The organism is Vibrio kyushuensis (assembly GCF_050337325.1).
In the GTDB taxonomy this organism is placed as follows: domain Bacteria; phylum Pseudomonadota; class Gammaproteobacteria; order Enterobacterales; family Vibrionaceae; genus Vibrio; species Vibrio kyushuensis.
Genome location: NZ_JAKJSV010000002.1, coordinates 690073 through 710073, shown reverse-complemented (window position 1 = coordinate 710073; position 20001 = coordinate 690073). Strand labels below are relative to the sequence as shown.

Genomic DNA, 20001 nt, shown 5'->3' with positions numbered 1-20001 from the left:
GAGCCTAAAACGATATGGTTTTACTCTTCTCTTTACAAAAAGAGATCGCTTCATCTAATAGCTCAAGCGCCGACTTATCAGTTTCTGGAAGGCAAGCATCACTGGTCGAGACTGGCGTTACTCGCTCTCCCCACTTAACATGAGCTGCTCCCCACGTTAGTCCTGCACCAAATGCAGCGAGCAACAAGTTGTTATCAGGTTTAACTTTGCCTTGTTCTACCGCTTCGCATAGCGCGATAGGAACAGTAGCAGCAGATGTGTTGCCATAACGGTTGATATTGATGAACGCTTTATCTTGAGATATCCCAGCAATATCACACAATGTCTGGATAATTCGAATGTTTGCCTGATGAGGAATAACCACGTCAATATCATCGGTTGATAAATTAGATTGAGTCAGCACTTGATTAGAAGCTGCGCCCATACCTTTTACTGCTCGTTTAAATATGTCTTTACCAATAAAGTTGAAGTCCCAGTAGCCATTGTCTGCGGCAAAACGATCCATAGAAGTCCCAAACTTAGGCACTGCTAAAATGTCTCTTCCTTTCGCATCACAGCCAATACTTGCTTGTTGTAAACCCACTTGTTTGTCTGTTTTTGAAAGTACGACTGCACCTGCACCATCACCGAACAGAACAGCGGTGTCTCGCTTAGTCCAGTCGATGAAAAACGAAAGCCTTTCTGCACCAATGACGAGTGCGTGCTGATAATTACCGGCTTGAATAAGGCGAGTCGCAGTTTCTAATCCATAAACAAAACCGGTACACGCAGCGTTAAGGTCAAAGGCAGCAGCGGCTTTAATTCCAAGGTTTTGAGAAATTTTTGAAGCGGTATTAGGCAATAGTGAATCTGGGGAGCACGTCGCGACAATAACGACGTCAATATCGTTGGCTTCTAGCCCTGCACAAGCAAGCGCATGTTTTGCTGCTACCGTGGCCATATCAGACGTATTCACATGGCTAATACGACGCTCTTCTATTCCTGTACGAGTACGAATCCACTCGTCTGAAGTTTCCATAAACGTACTAAGATCGTCATTAGAAAGCGCAGATGGTGGAAGGCATTTTCCCCACCCAGTTATCTCAGCATAAGAGTTGTTCATTCATTAACCTTTTTCATTTGTTGTGTCGTATACAGTTTCACTACTTGTTACCGACTTATTTTTTATTCAATTGACGATGGTGACGATTGGAGCTGTTTGGTGCTGGTTTTCCTGGTACCGCTCTTTTTTCATGAATCAAGTGTCTAATTGCAAGTATTGGATGAGGCAATAGCATTCTTGGCCCGGAATACCGCATAACCACTCGCATCTGCTCTTTTTGTTCTGGCTTATAGCAATGAATGGGGCAATTATTGCAGGTTGGTTTGTGTTGGCCATATGGGCAGCGATCAAGCTTTGTTTCAGCATAGTCTAATAACGACTGACATTCATGGCACAAACCAGAGCCGGCATGATAGTCGCGACAATATATAGCCATCATAGAACTAACCGTCTTAAACTCAGTGAGTAGTGAACCTTTTAAGAGATCACTGTACTTAGTTGCCATGATTGCACTCTAATAAGCTGATACAAACTTGCTGTCTCATGGGAAAAACTCTATTATCCTCTGCCAAATAACACCATATGGCATTATCTATGAATCGCAAAAAGAAAATTAATCAAATATTGAAGAAGAAACAAAAACAGCACAATGCCAAGCTACATTCGAGCAATAAGCCTCGTTATATCTCTAAAGCAGAAAGAGCTAAGATGGAAGCTGAGGAAGCGAATAAAGAAGCTGAAACCTCAACTGAAACTCAAAACGAACTAGAGCAATAAATCTTCATCAATCGGAATGAACTTAGTCGCTGATTCAATCAAATCTTGAGATGTTAAGCCCGGCACACCGTAGACTTCAACAGGCTTATTAAAGCGAGATTTGATTCTATCGACTAGGATTGAGAAATCCCCATCACCAGAGACTAAAATTATCTTATCTACTGTTGGTGCAAGCTCAATAGCATCGAGCGCAATACCAACATCCCAATCCCCTTTTGCACTACCATCCTTGCGCTGAATAAAAGGCTTTAAACAGACGGTAAAACCGATACCACGCAGTATGTGGTGGAACTGACGTTGTTTTGGATCCGTGCTTGAAATCGCATAAGCGTTTGCGTGAGCCACATTGAAGCCTTGTGTCGCCACATACCAAAATTGGTTGTAATCAAAATTACGGCGATACTTGTCGCGCGTGGTGTAATACACATTCTGTACATCTACAAATACTGCGATATCTTTCATGAACGATCCGTTTAACAAATTGGAAGCAGCGTTCATTCTATACCCTTGTTACAACGAAATAAAACCATTAGTTTAGCGATAATCCGATGAGCGAATACAGCACGTTAGTTTGAAGATCTTTATGTTCACGTACAGAACAAAAAATACTACTCAAGTACTATTTTTACTCACTATATTAACGCTAACATTCCGTTCTATAGAATCGCATAGTACTCTAGAGAGCAGCCGATTGGCACTTGGATAGTATGCAGTATAGACAAACAGAATTGGGGCAGTCATTACCAGTAAAGTAACGAAATCGGAACATAAATAAGCTCTCAGCAGACATGGACACGTTATGACAAAAATTTTAATGATCAAGCTTGTAGCAAGTAACAGGCTCTAGGAGTTGATCATGGAAGATTACTTAAGAAAAATCGAGCAGCTAGAAACAGAAAACTTGCGACTCACACAAGAAAATACCCGATTACAAGAAAAGTTGAATGTCGCTTTGGACGGTAATGGCCTCTGCCTTTGGGAGCAACATGTCCCAACGGGTGCTCTCACCATATTTAATATGGAGTGGGGAAAGATGCTGGGCTATCAACCTAATGAATTAAGTGCGACTGTAGATATATGGAAAAGTAAACTGCATCCAGACGATTATCACTTAGCCGTAGACGCTTATGAAGACCACATAGCAGGTAAAACCGACCTTTATCAAGTAGTCCATCGTATGATTCATAAAGATGGCGGTGACAGTTGGGTGTCCGATAGAGGTAGAGTTGTAGAGTTCGACGAAAGCGGAGCGCCTCTTCGCATGATGGGGACTCATATTGATATAACCCAGGAAAAACGATACGAGATTCAACTGGCTTCTCTTGCGAACAGCGACCCACTCACTAACTTGCTTAATAGGAAGGCGATAGAAGACTGCTTCTACAGCCAAAAATCAGTGCATAAAAACTCCGACTCTTCACTTATTTTTATCGATGTTGATAATTTTAAAGCAGTCAATGATGGGCTTGGGCACAAAGCCGGGGACAACGTACTCATTGATATCTCTTCTTGGCTAATACAGTGCGTTTTTAATGATTCTAAAATTGGCAGGCTTGGTGGCGATGAGTTTGTCATACTTTGCTATGACCTTAACCGCTTTGAGATAGAAGCACTATGTAATAGATTACTCTCTTTCTCATCTCCAACCCTCTTGGCCGCGCAAACGAAAGTGGATATTGGGCTCAGTATCGGCGTATGTCTATTTAACAATAACAATCAGCGTTTTGATGATATCTATGAGCATGCGGACTTAGCTATGTATCAAGTAAAGAAAAACGGAAAAAATAACGTCGCAATCATCGATATTAATAACGCCGAATTAGATAGGAAGATCGCTGCAAGTATTGTCGAATAGATAACAAAAAAGCCCTAACATTTCTGTTAGGGCTTTCGATTTTCTTAACGAAAATTTGGAGCGATACATCGGGTTCGAACCGATGACCTCAACCTTGGCAAGGTTGCGCTCTACCAACTGAGCTAGTATCGCTTTGCTAATGCTTTTAAAAAACAAAAGACTTTAATAGATGGTGCCCCGGGCCGGACTTGAACCGGCACAGCGCGAACGCCGAGGGATTTTAAATCCCTTGTGTCTACCAATTCCACCACCAGGGCACGCAAAACTCGTTGCGATGCTTCTAATTAATGAACTCTTTCGAGTCAGTTAGACACCATCTTGCTATTTTATAACGGATTGACACTATTAAGTCATCTCATCATGTATAGCATCTAAAACATGGCTCTTACGCCATATTTTAATATTTCTTATCTCAGTAAAGAGATGGAGGCGCGTCCCGGAGTCGAACCGAGGTCCACGGATTTGCAATCCGCTGCATAGCCACTCTGCCAACACGCCAGTGCTGCTCTTACTTATCAAGCTAATGTGTAAACACATTAGCTTTAATAGATGGTGCCCCGGGCCGGACTTGAACCGGCACAGCGCGAACGCCGAGGGATTTTAAATCCCTTGTGTCTACCAATTCCACCACCAGGGCACGCAAAACTCGTTGCGATGCTTCTAATTAATGAACTCTTTCGAGTCAGTTAGACACCATCTTTTGTTACGTCAAATACCGCTTTTGCGCCGTATCTTCTAAAATTTATCTTACTAAGTAATGGAGGCGCGTCCCGGAGTCGAACCGAGGTCCACGGATTTGCAATCCGCTGCATAGCCACTCTGCCAACACGCCATTTTTCAAAACCGTACTTAGCAACGCTTTATCTTTCAACACCTTACCTTTCCATTAAGAAGAAGGGTCAGTGCCGTTGCGTTGATGCATACTTTACGGATTGAGGCCTGAGAGTCAAACAAAAAACAAAAAAAAACGTTTGTTTGCCCAGTTTTAGAGCGATTAGACGAACTATCGCTCGGATTGCTGTTTTTTACCACTGCTTCATCAGGCGTCCCATCAAGCTTGGGTGGTATGCCCAGCAGTGATCGAACATTTCCATCAACTCTGGATTACCATATTTAGAGACGCTTACAGCATGAAAACGGTTTTTCTTTGTTTTCAATAGATCTACTTTTTCTTGCAATTCATCCGATTGTTTAGGAGCAATAAAATCAGATATCACAACTAAGTCGGCATTTTTATACTTACTTTGCTCCATCGTCTCAATCGAGGTCATGATTGCAGGCTCAAAGTCTGTACCACCATGAAAGCTATAAGCTAAGAAGTCGCTTGCTTCACGAAGACCATCTTGCCTTGTTAGCTCATAGGTAATCTGCTCGGTCGAGAATAAAATAACGAAACAGTCTCGCTCTTCAGCTAATGCTATTTGCATCAGTGCATAAGCCATAGCCTTAGCCGATGCTTCAGGCGTTCCTTTCATAGATCCAGAAGCATCAACACAAATGACAAAAGGCCCTTTCTCTATATCTATCTCTTTACTTTCGGGGATATGTGCTTTGATTTTACGTAGTGTTCGTGATTTCCCCGCGACTTTATAATTAAGCAGGCGTTTATCAACCAAGTGTTTGTAGAACACAACCTCTAACTCTGGGTAAGCCAAGAACATGGTCTCATTTGGCAGCAACTTATTAAGATCGTCACTTTCATGAATTCCAACGATATCATCGGTGGCTTCATCCGATTTTTCTTCTACCATTTGCAACTGTTCGGCGGGTGCTACATTCAAGTCAGGGTCGTCAACCTGTCCTGCCATTCGGCCAAGCTGAGCCGCAATGTCTTGCAGCCCTTTATTCTTCTTAAGATACTCGGCGTGTTTCTTCATTACCGTTAAATCAGTTTTACTTAACTTCGCAGAAGCCATATCCCATAGCTTACCAACACTGATCTCACTACCCGTTTCGGTGACTCTGTCCATATTCTTTATCGTTTCCATTCTTTGATAAAGATCTTTTAGGGCTTTTTCTTTGCTTGCTTCTAACTCAGACACCTGCGCTTTTTTTAGAGTATCAGATAGACTTTTGTACCACTGATCACAGAAGTAGTGAGGGAACATCGGGTTATTGATCCCTTTGTTCTTATCGATTAGTCGGCGAGCTTGTAGATAAAAAGCAGAATGCCATTCTAATTGCTTCACAACGTCGTTTAGATTTTCAAAAAAGGTCTCTTCATCCCAATGGATAACATCTTGGTACAAGGAAAGTTCATGCTTGAAGCGATCTGTTTCACACACTTTTGTAATTCGACGTTTTACACCTGTACCCCACTTATGAAGATGCCCTTTCACAGAGGTTTTAACACCCCTATTTTCTGCCATCATCATGACTTGGGAACGTGCCATCAAATCGTTGACGGCAGTGTCAACAATCCCTGACTCCGCAATCATCACTACAAGGTTTAATCCATCAGCTCCTAACATCAATTGCTCCTATGCAAAAAACTCATTGAGATGTTTCACACGAAAGACCGTTTTTTCACATTCAACTTTTGTCGTCTCGAGCTTAGTTAATAACTCTTGTAGTCCAACTTCCATTTTTCTTGGAAGTTCACTATCAATAAAGCTATGAGGTAGCGCACCATGGAAATCAGAACGGACTTTACGTAGCTGATAATCTGCAGACTGAAGTTGAGCCATCGCTTGATCGGCTTTTGCGCTCCACTCTTGATACAAGGCGTCATCAAGCCCTTCTCTATCCGCTACTGCGACTAGCACGCCACGATTAGCAATGTCTTTAATGACAAGATGGTTTTCTGCGTCAACATCGAACGTCAATCGGCAGATGTTCGCATTTTTATTAACGTACCCATAAACTTCACCGCCACCTTCTTTGATGACCTTAGCCAAATCATTTTTAGTGAGGTAAACCCAGCGGCTATCGCCTTTATCTGACTCGGATACGGACATATTTGATTGCAGCAGAACAAGCTTTATCAAACCTTTCGTTGTACCAACTTGGTAACTTTTCGCATCTGAGATATCGTAATGTTGCACTTGTTTTTTTACAAAACCTGTCGTGGTGTCCTGAGAAAGAACGACACTATACTGAGATTCAAGGTGTGCTTGAATATCCTCAAGTTCTTCTTTACACATTGATATCTGGTGTTCTACATCTTGTTGATCAAAAGCGTGCTGTAAAGCGAACTCGCGAATGACACTACGAACTTTGTCTCGTGATTCTGGGCTATTCCACAAACAATCTTGCAGTAATAGAAGATCCAAAGGATTAATAGAACTACGACCATTAAAAAATGCGCTCGCTTTAAGCAATCGAACCGCTTTTTTCCATCGACGGTCAGACACATAGCTGTCTGAATTTGAGCATGCCGCGTCAGCTTTGACTTCTCCAAACTCATCTTTGCCTTCTAGCATTGACTTAAGTTGGAATAGCTTTTCAAATACAGAATCAGAGAGTTCAAGCTTATCAAGCTCTAGTTGCCACTGATGGTATTCCTCATCGGTAATCGCCAACCCTTCTGGGATCTTAGCTTCTTGCAGCGTACCCACCGTCAGCATAGATTTGAAGTTTTGTTTATTTTGAATGCGGTTTATGAACACACGTACAAGCATTCTGTCGTAGAGCGCTTCCAAGCCGCTATCTTCATCAGGAAGTTCATTTGATGCTGAAATAAGAAGACGCATTGGAACGCGTTCAATATCACTACCATTTTTAAATGTTTTTTCATTCACAACTGTAAGTAGCGTATTTAAAATCGCTGGGCCTGCTTTCCAGATTTCATCTAAAAAGACAACTTGAGATGTAGGAAGGTAGCCTTCAGTTAAACGAACATATCGTCCGTTGTCTTTCAGCTCTTTTATACTTAAAGGACCAAACACCTCTTCCGGTGTTGAGAAGCGAGTCATCAGATACTCAAAATAGCTAGAGTTATCGAATGCTTGAATCAGTCGTTTCGCAATTAAACTTTTTGCAATGCCAGGGGGGCCTAGTAGAAAAACACTTTCTCCAGAAAGTGCCGCTAATAAACACAATTTGATTGTGTCTTCTCTTTCGTAAACCCCGTCAGAAAGAGCATGCGCAAGCTTATTAATTCTCTCTGAGAGCAGTGCTTTTTGTGAGTGAGATGCGGGGGTTGGGCTAATCATTTCTCGGCTCCTAGAAAGGGATTATATTCCTGTGTATGTATATGTTTATACATTTGTTATTACTTTGTTACAAGTCTATTTACATTAAGATCGCTTAGTTATAGCAGAATACATTTCCTGTTTATCATTGCAATCTATGTTTGCACAAATGTGATTCACGAAGATGATTATTAATCCGTCAATTAATCATTATTTCAGCTATCTTTGAAACAAGAATATCGCTATGGTTATCCATCCTTTATTTGATTGTAGAAGTCACTGATTTGCATGCGTAAGCTCATTCATACATGGAAGCAAATCTCTCTTATTGAAGAGGATATTCGCCTACCTAACGGAAATACAATTTCACATACCACTATTGCTCATCCTGGCGCAGCAGTAATTCTTCCAGTTACGGCAGAGGGAGACCTGATTTTAATCAACCAGTTTCGTCCTTCATTGAAGAAATGGTTGCTTGAACTTCCAGCAGGAACCATTGAACCAAATGAACAGCCTTTACAGTGCGCATTACGTGAATTGGAAGAAGAGACAGGTTACAGTGCAGAAGAGTGGATCCCCCTTGGTCAAGTGACACCTCTGGCTGGATTTTGTGATGAGATACAGCACCTTTATGTTGCGAAGAACCTGAGTAAGACACAGCGTTATGATTGTGATGAAGATGAGTTTATTGAGGTCGTCATCATGCCTGTCGAAAAGGTCAAAGAGCTAATTACTAACGATACAATCACCGATGCCAAAACAATTGCTTGCTTGAGTAAAGCTTCGCTTTGCGGCTATTTATAGGATATTTTTATGGATTTCAGATCAGATACCGTTACTAGACCAACCGCGAAAATGCGCGAAATTATGGCCAATGCTATTGTCGGCGATGATGTATACGGCGATGACCCGACAGTGAATGACCTTGAGACTTGGGCTGCAAAAAGACACGGTTTTGAAGCGGCATTATTCACATCATCGGGTACACAAGCAAATTTACTTGGTCTTATGGCCCATTGTGAGCGTGGCGATGAATATCTTTGTGGTCAGCAAGCACACAATTACAAATATGAGGCCGGTGGCGCTGCCGTTCTTGGCTCTATCCAACCTCAACCTATTGAAAATAACCCAGATGGCACACTAGACTTCGCAAAGCTTACAGCGGCGATTAAGCCAGATGATAGTCATTTTGCTCGAACCAAGCTATTGAGCTTAGAGAACACCATCAACGGGAAGGTTTTACCTCTTAGCTATTTGGCTGAAGCGCGTGATTTTGTAAACCTACACGGATTATCTCTTCACCTTGATGGTGCTCGCGTCTACAACGCATCAACTGCGTTAAATATTGATGTAATTGAAATCGCTCAACATTTTGATTCTATGACCATCTGTTTGTCTAAAGGGCTTGGGGCGCCAATTGGATCACTTCTTCTTGGTTCTAAAGATTACATTGCCAAAGCAAGACGTTTGAGAAAGATGGTCGGTGGCGGTATGCGTCAAGCTGGCATTCTTGCAGCCGCTGGAAAACTCGCCTTGACTGAACAGGTAGAGCAGCTTGCAACTGATCACGCCAATGCAAAACTTTTAGCAGAGCGTTTAAACCAAATTAACGGTTTTGAAGTTAATGTAGATCGCGTTGAAACAAATATTGTATTTGCCAAACTCCACAAAGAGATCAATATTTCAGCTATCGTAAAACAGTTAGCAGATGACGGTATTCTAATATCACCGGGCAACCCGGTTCGATTTGTTACTCACAGAGACGTGACTGAACAGGATATTGAGACGCTTGTAACAAAAATCAGCTCACTGCTCTAAATATCTCCTCTTTAACATTGAGCTTCCCCTAAGGGGAAGCTTTATTCTTATCTCTTCATGTACTGACAGACAACTGAATGAAATTTAGAATTAAAGCCTACGTAACACTCACTGTGATCTTGTTTAGTTACTCAGTAAATATCAGCGCAAATACTTTCGGTGATCCTGAGTTAGGAAAAAGGAAATCGCCCAGCTGCATATTTTGCCACGGTAGTAATGGAGCTTCCACGAACCCTAGCTACCCTAATATTCAAGGACAAGATTCTCTATATTTGTTTAACGCAATGAAAGCTTATCAAAATGGCGAACGAACTGGCCCGCTAGCTGAGATGATGCAGGCTCAATTACAAAGACTTAATGATCAAGATTTAAAAGACGTAGCGAGCTATTTTTCACAAGCTGAATAAGCCCGTTATTCATAGGTCAGGTCTGCTCGATTTCTGACTCACTCTAATGCTCGAGCGACTGCACTCTCGACATGAATTTTGGTCGTATCAAAGAGCAATACTCGAGTATCATTCGGTTTTACCAATAATCCAATTTCTGTACAACCTAAGATTACCGCTTCAGCCCCTGATTCATAGAGGTCACCAATAACGGTTAAGAAATCTGTCTTCGAACGATTATTCAGTTTCCCTAAGCATAGCTCTTGATAGATAACGTCGTGGACCAAGCGTCGCTGGACACCGTTTGGAACAATCACTTCAATGCCATATTTACGCTCTAGGAAACCTTTGTAAAAGTCCTGTTCCATCGTGAAGGCAGTGCCTAGCAATCCTACTCGAGTTATTCCATTACGCTTTAATTGTTGGCCCGTTGCATCGGCAATATGAAGTAAAGGGATATTAACTTGTGACTGAACAGTTTCCGCCACTTTATGCATGGTATTTGTGCAAATAATGAAAAAATCAGCGCCAGCCTTTTCTAACGATTGAGCCGCTTGGGAAAGGAGTTCAGCGGCTTTATCCCACTCGCCATTTGCTTGGAACTTCTCTATCACTGCAAAATCGACACTCACTAGAACTAATTGTGCCGAATGAAGACCACCAAGGGCGCTGTTTACACCTTGATTCATTGCTTGATAGTAAGTAACTGTAGATTCCCAGCTCATTCCGCCGATCATTCCTATCGTTTTCATTTTAACTCCGTTAATTCAAGCAACTAAGACATTTCAATATAGCACGTCTTTACACCACTATTTTGATTCCGATATTAACCAATTAACCGTTTGCGTAATCGCTAACCTTCAAGTTGCTTCATTTTGAGTCTTTCATCACACTTTTTCCTTTGCTATATTTGCGCCCAATTACATAGCACCATTCGAGGCAGGGAGCTTCCTCATATATCTCATGAAGAGAAGAATTGGTACCGAGTAACATCGGCAACATTGAGAGGATAAATAATGGAAATGAATATGGTAGAAATTTTAGGGTATGCGGCTTCAATCATGGTCGCTATTTCACTTACGATGAAGGATATCGTTCGTCTACGCGTGCTTAACTTTGTTGGCTGTGGACTATTTACAGCTTATGGAATGATGATCGACTCGATGCCTGTGGTTGTTACCAATGGCTTTATCGCTTGTGTGAACGTTTATTTCCTTTTCAAAATGCAGCAAGAGAAAAAAGCTCAACCTCTAAATACTCCTGCATAGTAGCTACTAGTAACAAAGCCAAAGAATGCCAGGATAAATCAAGTTATTCTGGCTTCACTAACCGTCCACAGTATCAACTCTTGAGCAGGTAAGATCTAAGTTTGACTTGTCACAGTTGTAACAACTGCACACCATATTTCGACCATTATTTTTTGCGCAATATAGGACTTTATCTGCTTCCGTGAGTAGCTCATGTGACAACGAATCATGTAAAATCGGCTTTTCCAGCATTTCGTTAGGTAGATATGTACTAACTCCTGCGCTCAATGTTAATTCTAAGTCTCCGTAGTATGATTTTTTTACAGCGTTGCACACTCGCTGAGCAACTTCTAAACCTAACGCACTATCCGCACCATATAACAGAGCAATAAACTCTTCTCCCCCAAATCGCGCTACTACATCACTATCACGAAGATGAATCCTTAACATCCTAGCTATGTCCTTAATGACCTTATCACCACGAAGATGCCCTAAGCTGTCATTTATAAGCTTAAATCGGTCAATATCAAACATAATTAATGAAACTGGGCGTTTCTCCCTTATAGCTAGCGCTAATTGTTTTGCCTTTATCTCATCAAAGCCATAACGATTATAGATACCAGTTAAGTAATCTTTCTTCGAAATATCTGAAAGAGCCTGATTTTGATTCAACAACTCTTCTTCGTTTTTTTTCTGCTCTGTAATATTAATGCATGTACCAATCATTCTAATCGCCCGACCTTTATCATTCCTAATAGCAAAGCCACGAGATTTCATCCAAATAATATGTCCATCTTTATGTCTATAGCGAACAATCCGGCTATATGGTTGATTACTATCTAAACAATGCTGATTTATATCTTTCAGTGATCTTTCTTTGTCCTCTAGAACGATATGATCTTGCCACCTTAAAGCACGTTCCGAAATTTCATTTATTTCGTAACCTAGGGCCTTCCAGAAACCAGCATTTACCCATTCTTGATTGCGTTCTTCTAGATTCCAATACCACATACCATCTAAACAATAATGTTGAAAATACTCTAAAAAATGGGCGTCACTCTTTAGGAATGCATCTATCTCTGTTTTTAATTTCGACCGGTTCATTCTGGATACCTTTAAATCGCAACGTATGAAACAAGTACCTTAAACAATAGAACAGCATTCCCTAATTTCAATTAAGTAAAGGAAAAAAAAAGAAGCCGTCAATTCAGCTTCTTTCTAATCATTAATAACAGGTTAATTAATCAATTAATCATCATCAAGTGGAATTAGTTTAGTACTTCCACCATGATATTTTTCACGTTTTCTTTGGACCATTGAGTAAAATGCTGGAATTAATAATGTACCTGCCAATAACACACATAACAGGCCACCAATGAGCGATACGCCCAACGAGTTTTGACTTACGTTACCGGCTCCTGAAGCAAAGATCAGTGGGAAGATCCCCAGAATAAATGACCAAGACGTCATATTTACCGCTCGGAAACGTAACTTACCACCTTTGACTGATGCATCATCGATTGATAGCTCTTTATCTTCCCTTTCTTGTTTTGCAAACTCCACAATTAATATCGCATTCTTAGCGGCAAGTGCTATTAACAACACCAACCCAATTTGCGCGTATAAATTGAGCGGAATTCCGGTAATGGTTAAAGCGATAAATGATCCAAGCGTAGCGACAGGAACGACAAGAATGATAGCAAGAGGAATACTCCAACTCTCATACTGTGCCACCATAAACAGATAGATGAAGATCAGTGCTAGAGCAAACGCATAGATGGCTTGATTTCCCGCTAGCTTCTCTTGGTACGCCATACCCGTCCACTCATACTGGTAGCCTTGAGGAAGCATCTCTGCCGCCACACGTTCCATTGCAGCGATAGCATCACCACTAGAATAACCAGGAGCAGGCTGACCTTGGATTACAGCACTTCGGTACATGTTGTAACGCCATGCAACATCTGGCTCAAATACTTGGGTCGCGGTGACTAATGTACTTAGTGGGATCATGTCTCCTTGCGCAGAGCGAACATGGAAACGACTAAGATCATCAATCCCCTTTCTGTATTCACCATCAGCTTGCATCGTCACTTGGTAGTTCTTACCAAACATCGTAAAGTCATTAACGTAAATTGAGCCAAGATTTCCTTGCAACGTTTGGAATACCGAACTTAATGGAATACCAAGTTGTTGAACCTTTTCTCTGTCAACTTCAATACTGTAGTGAGGTACATTTGCTCTAAAGGTGCTAAACGTAAATGCAATTTCTGGCTGCTTATTCGCTTCTTGAATCACTTCTCCCATTAGGGTTGCAAGATCAGTACGGCTTCGACCTAATGCATCTTCGAGTACAAATTCAAAGCCTGACGCCGCGCCCATACCAGGAACCGCAGGAGGGCCCATAGCAAAAACAGAAGCATGAGGTAGCTGCATTGCAGCGGCACCATTGATTCGATTTGAGATAGCCGTTGCTGAGTGGTCACCATCTAAATTATTACGCGTATCCCAGTCATGCAGCTTAATAAACATAGAGGCGCCGTTAGATGCCGCAGCCCCTGTCATAAAGGCATAACCATTGGCGACGGTCACGCCATCAATCCCAGGCTCACTTTCAACAATTTTAATCAAACTATCTGTTACTTCCTCTGTTCTCGAAAGAGACGCTGAGTCTGGTAACTGAACGTTGACCAACAAAATACCTTTATCTTCTTGGGGAACAAAAGCCGTTGAGGTCGTTTTAGACAAATAAGTTAACGACGTAATCGCAACTAAGAAAATTGCCACAACAATTAACGCACGTTTTACTAAGAACCCTGCAACTTTACCGTATCCTTCGGTAACCTTGTCTAGCCCACGGTTAAATGCCTTAAACCAACTTGATGTGTTACCACCGCCTTGTTTTAGCACCAGTGAACAAAGAGCAGGAGATAGCGTCAATGCATTGATAGAAGAGATAACAACAGAAATACAGATCGTAAGCGCAAACTGACGATACATAATTCCGGTTATACCAGGCAGCATTGCTACCGGAATAAACACGGCAAGAAGTACTAATGTCGATGTAAGTATTGGCCCCGTTACTTCCTTCATAGCAATCAGTGTTGCTTGTCGAGGCGTCACGCTAGGATCTTTCGCCATTGTCGTATCAACGTTTTCGATAACCAAAATAGCATCATCAACCACGATACCAATTGCTAGAATCAAACCGAATAGAGTCACGGTATTAATGGTAAAGCCGGTCATTTGCATAACAGCAAATGTACCAATCAAAGATACAGGAATAGCTACAACTGGAATAAGTGTTGCTCGCGCACTTCCTAGGAACAGGTAAGTCACCGCAATAACCAACAGTATCGCTTCTACTAACGTTTTAACCACGCCTTTAATTGACTCTGAAACGAACAACGTTGTGTCGTAGCTGGTTTCGTACTCCAATCCTTCAGGGAAGTTAACACTTAGGTTCTCAAGAAGATCCATGACCGCTTGGCCACTTTCTAACGCGTTAGCATCTGATTGCAGCGACAGGGTTACGATAGACGCATCTTGTCCGCGGAACTTACCAGTACCGTCGTAGAACTTTTTACCTAGTTCAACACGCGCAACGTCTTTGAGGTAAACAGTTGAGCCATCATTATTTGCTCGAAGAACAACGTTTTCAAACTCCTCAACAGTTTCAAGACGGCCCTTCGTAACAAGGTTGAATTGAACTTCTTGAGATTGGCTGTATGGTGCAGCCCCTACTCGCCCAGCAGCAACCTGAACGTTCTGCTCTGCAAGTGCAGACTGAATATCTGGCGTGGTCAAATTTAGGTTAGCCAGCTTCTCTGGGTCAACCCAAACACGCATGGCATATTCACCACCACCAATAACGCCAACATCACTGATTCCGGTAACACGAGTTAGTTGATCTTTTACATTTAAATTAATGTAGTTAATCAAAAACTGATCATCGTATCGACCGTCTGGAGAGTAGAAGTTAAGAACCATTAGAATATCTGGTGAACGCTTCTTAACTGTTACGCCAGTCATACGAACTTGTTGAGGCAGTTTCGCTTCAATTTGTGACACACGGTTTTGGACATTGACTTGCGCCATGTCAGGGTCTGTGCCTACTTCAAACGTCACGTTTAAGCTGTAAGAACCATCATTCGCGCTCTTAGAAGACATGTACAACATGTTTTCTACGCCATTGACTGAGGTCTCTATTGGATCGGCAATGGCTTGCTCAACAACTTCAGCACTTGCACCGGTATAATACGCAGTGACACTCACTGAAGGAGGACTAATTTTTGGATATTCCGCAACGGGTAGTACCATTAACGCCATCGCACCTGCGAGTGACAATATAATGGAGATAACCAACGCAAACTTAGGACGCTGGATGAAAAACCGACTTAACATAATAAGGTTTCCTATTCAGCGGGAGTCATTGAATCTGTTTGTTGGTCTTGAACTTGTACAGGCATACCATTACGAACACGCTGTAAGCCCTGCACGACAATCTTTTCATTCGCACTAAGACCAAATGGGACAATAACGCCTTCAGGAGTTTGGCTACCTAGTTCAATGTTTCGACGTTCTATAATATTGCCTTCCGTCACTAACATCACAAAATCCCCTTCCAAATCAGACTGAACAGCCTTTCTAGGAATCGCTATGACTGGAACGGTGTTTTCTGCATAAAGCTCTACACGTAGATGCTGACCGGGAAGCAATTTATGTTCAGGGTTGGGAACGATGGCACGCATATCTATTGTGCCTGTGTTTACATTAATACGGTTACCAAGGAAATCGAGTCCTCCCGTATGTTCATAACGAACGCCATTTTCTAAAGTAACTGATACATCAATTTGTTTATCATTAGCGCTAACATTACCTTTTGCCGTCTCAAGTGCGATGCCAAGACGATCTCTTTCACTCACATTAAACGATGCATGAATTGGGTCTAGACTCACCAAGGTTGTTAGCACGCCCGACGATGGGGAAATCAGGTCCCCTCGGCTTACTTTACTATCGCTAATTCTTCCTGAGAAAGGAGCACTAATTTGTGTATAGGAAAGATTAACTTCAGCAAGCCTTATTTGGGCTTTAGCTGCTTCTACCATTGCTTCAGCGCCGTGTAAATTTGCTGTCAGTGCATCAAAGTCAGCTTTTGAAATACTGCCTTTTGGTAATAAACGTTTACCGCGCTCATGATCTAACACGGCTTTCTTTAGGGATGAATTAGCACGTGCAAATTCTGCTTTCGAGGTTGCTAGCTTAGCTTCAAATTGAGAGGGTTCAATAGTGAATAGAAGGTCACCTTCTTCTACCATTTGCCCTTCTTCAAAGTGTCTTGATTGCAAATAACCCGTCACCTGGGCGGTAATATTCGTATCATCAACAGCTTCAGCTCGCCCGATGAAAGTGATACTTCCTCTGTGTTCAATCGTTTCAGTCGTTTGCGTAATAACTAAAGGAAGAGGCGCTTGTGAATTGTTGGATGTGTCTTTATTACACCCGGCAAGAATAGAGGATGTTAACAGCGTGGTTAACACGAGCTTTTTGTTCATAATTTTATTCGCCATTACCAATGAAATTTAGTTATGACGAACATAACCATCAGGAATGACGACTATGTCCGAGTAATGTCAGGAGAAGCGACTCAAATATGTCATTCTGTAACAACGCTTCCCTTAGATAATTTACTTGTGCATTGTTTCAGCTGTTTTGCAGATGACCAACTGTACACTTGCTCTGGAACTTTGTGACCGCACGGGGCATTCCAAAGGCGTTCGTCAATTTTCAATCCTTCTAATGATTCATAAAAATCGATCGCCTGTTGATTATCTCTCATTACCTCAAGATAAATAGCACTTTCACCAAAGTGTTGTTCGCACCACTTAGAAACTTCATTTAACAATTTTAGCCCTAACCCACGATGACGATAGTTTTCATCAACATGAAGAGAGTCAATCATTGTCCCTTTTTCGAAGTCATGATTTCCGAAAGCACAGACAAAACCACACAGTAAACCACCTTCTTCCAATAATAGAACATGTTGGTTGAACGGAGGATTAATCAAACGAGCTTGCCAAATGGCTAAACGTTCATCGAGAACATCATGCTGAAGGTAATCTTCACCTAGAATTCCGTGGTAGAAACGACGCCAGCTTTGGGCGTGTAGTGTTGCGATGCGCTCGTAGTCGCTATATTCCGCTATTTTTAAATCCATTTTTAGTTCCTTATTACTTCCTGTAAGGATATTAGCTTTGTTCATACTATTCATTTCCCCATTAAAAAGCCAAACATTCTGTTCACAATTTTTACAATGATTGGTTTGACTTACAGGTGTGCGCTGATATTCTAGCTTACAGTTGTTAGCCCAAAGGAATTTATCACTATGTCTCTGCCCTCCGCGAGTCCAAGCAAAGAAAGGCCACCACTGATTTGGCTGAATATTTTTATCTTTGTATCAAGCCTTCTCTTAGCCGTGGTCGCAACACCTTGGTACGCGTATAATTATGGATTAGGCACCGAACATTTTGTCTGGCTGTTGATCTGCTTTAGCTTTTGTAGCCTGTCTGTCACAGCCGGCTATCATCGCTTATGGTCGCACAAAGCCTATCAAGCGCATTGGTCGCTTCGATTTATATTCGCCATTGGCGGTGCGTTTGCTCTACAAAACAGCATCTTACATTGGAGTTCAGATCATAGAGTTCACCACAAGCACGTTGATAACAACGACAAAGACCCTTACTCGGCCAAAAGAGGGTTTTGGTTTTCTCATATCGGTTGGATGATCAGAGATTACCACGGTGATAAATACTACGATTACAATAACTGCCGCGACTTACAAAAAGATAAGATTGTTATGTGGCAGCACAAATACTACGGTGCACTTGCGCTGCTAATGAACGTTGGCTTCCCGATTTTATTGGGGGTTATTTATGGCGATGTAGTTGGTATGTTCTTAATGATTGGTGCGGTTCGACTTGTACTTAACCACCATACTACGTTCTTTATTAATTCGTTAGCCCACATATGGGGCACACAACCCTACACCGACAAAAATACAGCAAGAGATAGTGCAACATTGGCATTTTTCACGTTCGGTGAGGGGTATCATAACTACCACCATATCTTTGAAAATGACTATCGAAATGGTATTGAGTGGTGGCACTACGACCCAACGAAATGGCTAATAAAAGCATGCTCTTTGGTTGGGCTCGCAGGGAAATTGCGTAAAGCACCACAGTTAAAGATAGAAAAAGCTAAAGCAGCGATGTCTTTACTCAAAGCGCAAAAAGCAATTGAGACATGGCCAAACAGACAAGTTATTAACAGCAAGCTTCAACATGAGTTCGAACAGCTTACCGCCAGTATGAACGACTACTATGAATTGAAAAAGCAGCTGCTAGAAACCAAGAAAGATGACATGGTGAAGAAGTACGAATATTCGGTATTAACGCTTCGTTATAAAGACATCAAGAAGAACCTAGCGCAACAGACTGAAGCTTGGAATGGGATGATTTTGAGCGTCACTAAAAAGGCCAGTACACTTTAAATCGCCATACTTGATAAAACAGTTACATACACACAAAATGAAAATAGCCCGGTTACTCTTAAAAGTAACCGGGCTATTTTATATTCACGATTAAATTAATTTTCGATTACGAAATATCGTTAATTGACTTCACAATACGCCTGCCAGTATTGAATGGCTTTTTGTAGTGCCTGAGTACGATCAGGGTGTTCCGCAAACAATACAGCAGAAATCGTTGTCACAACTGTGTTCGCCATCATCTCTTTGTCTTGCTCTGGTGTATCGAAGATACAAATTTTAGGCTGAGCTAGAGTCTCTAATAAATCAGCTTCCCAGTAATGCGATTGAACTCCTTCAGGTGTACTTAGCCAAACATCCTGACTCACTTTAGGGTTGTATTCCGATTCACCGGATTGCCCTTTAAATGAGATAACACAATGATTGGGCTCATCAACCTCATGTTCAATGTCAGCGTGTAACTGAGGAAAACCAGGGTGAAAGCTTCCACGAATGCCAATTTTACCACCGCCAGGGTTTAACGCTCGAACAACGGTGTTAATTGGCGTTCTCAAACCATATCGTTTACGCCAGTCGAGCATTTCCTCGACTTTTGGAGCGAAGTTTTGCAGAGGTAAATAGCATATAGAGTCTGATTGAAGCAACATCTGTGCGTGATCTGCATCAGTTGCTTGTGATATGCCTAAAGGCTCAATGTAATCTTGGGCGTGCTCTCTATCGGTCACTTTATCTGTGTAACCGTGTACCAGTACTTTATAGCCATTATCCGCGAGAATTTTTGCTGCAAGAATATGCCAAGGTTTACCAGCTGTTTTTCGCTTACCTGCGTAGCACGGCCAATCAATATCCGCACCAAGATTGGGAACCCGTGATTTAAAAGCTTTAACAAAGCCAGCGATCTCTTGCTTTGTTTCATTTTGAACACGGATCAACATCAGCAACATAGCCATTTGGTCATCATCTATCTTTTCATCTAGATACTCGTCCATCACCTGATAAGCTTGTTCTAACGTAAGAGGTTTCCTCCCCCGCTCTCCTCGCCCTACTGTGCGAATACATTCCAGTATACTGCTCATTGAATCCCTTTCTTTAAATGCTTAATGAATACCGATATCAGCACAGTGTGACGTTTTAATATCAGATTTTCAATCACACTGTCTTTTAAAGATTTAAGTGCCCAAATATTGCCCGTATAGCCGG

Annotated in this window: 17 protein-coding genes, 5 tRNA genes and 1 pseudogene; 7 read left to right on the top strand and 16 right to left on the bottom strand. The window is 41.8% G+C overall.

Translation table 11 applies throughout. From position 1 onward, the window contains the following. Nucleotides 1-4 precede the first annotated feature (4 nt). On the bottom strand, nt 5-1102 hold the full coding sequence (locus tag L4D20_RS03225) for a ketoacyl-ACP synthase III (protein WP_428800108.1): 1098 nt from the start codon (nt 1100-1102) through the stop codon (nt 5-7). Between the two features lie 55 nt (nt 1103-1157). After that, the gene (locus L4D20_RS03220; RefSeq protein ID WP_428800107.1) at nt 1158-1547 is read right to left on the bottom strand and encodes a nitrous oxide-stimulated promoter family protein; all 390 of its coding nucleotides are present in this window, start codon (nt 1545-1547) and stop codon (nt 1158-1160) included. 89 nt (nt 1548-1636) lie between these two features. Here L4D20_RS03220 and L4D20_RS03215 point away from each other — a divergent pair, with 89 nt between their 5' ends. Further along, the gene (locus L4D20_RS03215) at nt 1637-1819 is read left to right on the top strand and encodes a DUF2986 domain-containing protein (protein ID WP_428800106.1); all 183 of its coding nucleotides are present in this window, start codon (nt 1637-1639) and stop codon (nt 1817-1819) included. Here L4D20_RS03215 and L4D20_RS03210 read toward each other — a convergent pair. Next, nucleotides 1808-2281, bottom strand: a complete 474-nt coding sequence (locus L4D20_RS03210) for a LabA-like NYN domain-containing protein (RefSeq protein WP_428800105.1) — start codon at nt 2279-2281, stop codon at nt 1808-1810. The genes L4D20_RS03215 and L4D20_RS03210 overlap by 12 nt on opposite strands. Before the next feature lie 394 nt (nt 2282-2675). Between L4D20_RS03210 and L4D20_RS03205 the strand changes: the two genes are divergently transcribed. Continuing rightward, nucleotides 2676-3674, top strand: a complete 999-nt coding sequence (locus L4D20_RS03205; protein ID WP_428800104.1) for a GGDEF domain-containing protein — start codon at nt 2676-2678, stop codon at nt 3672-3674. Between the two features lie 56 nt (nt 3675-3730). On the opposite strand, the gene L4D20_RS03200 is transcribed toward L4D20_RS03205, so the two are convergent. From L4D20_RS03200 to L4D20_RS03170, 7 genes are all read right to left on the bottom strand, one after another. Beyond that, nucleotides 3731-3806: transfer RNA gene (locus L4D20_RS03200), tRNA-Gly, on the bottom strand. Between the two features lie 38 nt (nt 3807-3844). Further along, nucleotides 3845-3931, bottom strand: a tRNA-Leu gene (locus tag L4D20_RS03195). Between the two features lie 167 nt (nt 3932-4098). After that, nucleotides 4099-4172: transfer RNA gene (locus L4D20_RS03190), tRNA-Cys, on the bottom strand. Nucleotides 4173-4224: 52 nt separating this feature from the next. Beyond that, nucleotides 4225-4311: transfer RNA gene (locus L4D20_RS03185), tRNA-Leu, on the bottom strand. 121 nt (nt 4312-4432) lie between these two features. Continuing rightward, nucleotides 4433-4506 (bottom strand) — tRNA-Cys (locus tag L4D20_RS03180). 193 nt (nt 4507-4699) lie between these two features. Beyond that, the gene (viaA, locus tag L4D20_RS03175; protein WP_428800103.1) at nt 4700-6145 is read right to left on the bottom strand and encodes an ATPase RavA stimulator ViaA; all 1446 of its coding nucleotides are present in this window, start codon (nt 6143-6145) and stop codon (nt 4700-4702) included. Nucleotides 6146-6154: 9 nt separating this feature from the next. Continuing rightward, nucleotides 6155-7828: an ATPase RavA domain-containing protein gene (locus L4D20_RS03170; RefSeq protein WP_428800102.1), complete on the bottom strand. Its 1674-nt coding sequence runs from the start codon at nt 7826-7828 to the stop codon at nt 6155-6157. A 267-nt stretch (nt 7829-8095) separates the two neighbouring features. On the opposite strand from L4D20_RS03170, the gene L4D20_RS03165 reads away from it, so the two are divergent. The 3 genes from L4D20_RS03165 to L4D20_RS03155 all read left to right on the top strand — a co-directional run bounded on the left by L4D20_RS03165 (nt 8096) and on the right by L4D20_RS03155 (nt 10032). Further along, nucleotides 8096-8611, top strand: coding sequence for an NUDIX hydrolase (locus tag L4D20_RS03165; RefSeq protein WP_428800101.1), 516 nt, complete (start codon nt 8096-8098; stop codon nt 8609-8611). Between the two features lie 9 nt (nt 8612-8620). After that, nucleotides 8621-9625, top strand: a complete 1005-nt coding sequence (ltaE, locus tag L4D20_RS03160) for a low-specificity L-threonine aldolase (RefSeq protein WP_428800100.1) — start codon at nt 8621-8623, stop codon at nt 9623-9625. Nucleotides 9626-9702: 77 nt separating this feature from the next. Next, nucleotides 9703-10032 (top strand): c-type cytochrome, encoded by a 330-nt coding sequence (locus L4D20_RS03155; RefSeq protein WP_428800099.1) that lies wholly within the window; start codon nt 9703-9705, stop codon nt 10030-10032. A 38-nt stretch (nt 10033-10070) separates the two neighbouring features. On the opposite strand, the gene L4D20_RS03150 is transcribed toward L4D20_RS03155, so the two are convergent. Further along, a complete protein-coding gene (locus L4D20_RS03150; RefSeq protein WP_428800098.1) occupies nt 10071-10763 on the bottom strand; it encodes an aspartate/glutamate racemase family protein in 693 nt (230 codons plus the stop codon). Nucleotides 10764-11027: 264 nt separating this feature from the next. On the opposite strand from L4D20_RS03150, the gene L4D20_RS03145 reads away from it, so the two are divergent. Next, nucleotides 11028-11279 (top strand): YgjV family protein, encoded by a 252-nt coding sequence (locus tag L4D20_RS03145; protein WP_428800097.1) that lies wholly within the window; start codon nt 11028-11030, stop codon nt 11277-11279. Between the two features lie 57 nt (nt 11280-11336). On the opposite strand, the gene L4D20_RS03140 is transcribed toward L4D20_RS03145, so the two are convergent. The 4 genes from L4D20_RS03140 to L4D20_RS03125 form a co-directional block, all read right to left on the bottom strand. Continuing rightward, complete coding sequence (locus L4D20_RS03140; protein ID WP_428800096.1) at nt 11337-12362, bottom strand: GGDEF domain-containing protein; 1026 nt, start codon at nt 12360-12362, stop codon at nt 11337-11339. 144 nt (nt 12363-12506) lie between these two features. Next, nucleotides 12507-15659 carry an efflux RND transporter permease subunit gene (locus L4D20_RS03135; RefSeq protein WP_428800095.1) on the bottom strand — a complete coding sequence of 1051 codons (3153 nt, stop codon included), beginning with the start codon at nt 15657-15659 and terminating at the stop codon, nt 12507-12509. 11 nt (nt 15660-15670) lie between these two features. Then, a complete protein-coding gene (locus L4D20_RS03130; RefSeq protein ID WP_428800094.1) occupies nt 15671-16810 on the bottom strand; it encodes an efflux RND transporter periplasmic adaptor subunit in 1140 nt (379 codons plus the stop codon). Between the two features lie 101 nt (nt 16811-16911). After that, the gene (locus L4D20_RS03125; protein ID WP_428800093.1) at nt 16912-17472 is read right to left on the bottom strand and encodes a GNAT family N-acetyltransferase; all 561 of its coding nucleotides are present in this window, start codon (nt 17470-17472) and stop codon (nt 16912-16914) included. 168 nt (nt 17473-17640) lie between these two features. Here L4D20_RS03125 and L4D20_RS03120 point away from each other — a divergent pair, with 168 nt between their 5' ends. Then, nucleotides 17641-18804 carry an acyl-CoA desaturase gene (locus L4D20_RS03120; protein ID WP_428800092.1) on the top strand — a complete coding sequence of 388 codons (1164 nt, stop codon included), beginning with the start codon at nt 17641-17643 and terminating at the stop codon, nt 18802-18804. Nucleotides 18805-18923: 119 nt separating this feature from the next. Here L4D20_RS03120 and L4D20_RS03115 read toward each other — a convergent pair. Next, nucleotides 18924-19892: pseudogene (locus tag L4D20_RS03115) on the bottom strand (glycosyl transferase family protein); the annotation flags it as partial. Between the last annotated feature and the right edge of the window lie 109 nt (nt 19893-20001).